At 57.4% G+C, this 418-nt stretch carries 1 pseudogene; it reads right to left on the bottom strand.

Annotated elements, in window-relative coordinates:
* A pseudogene (locus FY251_RS21760) lies at window positions 1-252 on the bottom strand (formate dehydrogenase subunit alpha); the annotation flags it as partial.
* Between the last annotated feature and the right edge of the window lie 166 nt (window positions 253-418).

Below are 418 nucleotides of genomic sequence, written 5' to 3'. Positions count from 1 at the left end.
ACTCAGGGCGGTTTCCCAGGGAGCAGTGACGAAGTGACCGCTCTCACGGACCAGTGGCTCGGTCAGTCGGTCCTCGTGTTCGACTACGTCGAACGCGGCTCCGCCCTTGGGACAGATCTCTCCTTTCGTGTTCACTGGCCCCGCTGTGCCGGTCGCCTTCCCGTTGCCTGCATATTCTATCGTACAGCCGACGCCACAGTACGGACAGACTGTCTGCTCGGCCCGGGGGTTTTGATCCTGACTGTCACTCATTACTCTTTCGAACAAACGGAACGCAGATACAAGTAGCCGACCGGTAAAACCTGTGCGAGTTTATTAGTGTGTCAATAACTTCACTTTAGGAACAGTGCCAGACCTGTTTTCGGGCTGTCGCGGCTGACCGTGCTTGCGGGTGCGCCACCAGTTTCGAGAGCCACAC

This window comes from Haloferax sp. KTX1 (assembly GCF_902410085.1).
In the GTDB taxonomy this organism is placed as follows: Archaea; Halobacteriota; Halobacteria; order Halobacteriales; family Haloferacaceae; genus Haloferax; species Haloferax massiliensis.
Note: the sequence above shows the minus strand (reverse complement) of the source record. Positions and strands in the feature narration are given on the sequence as shown.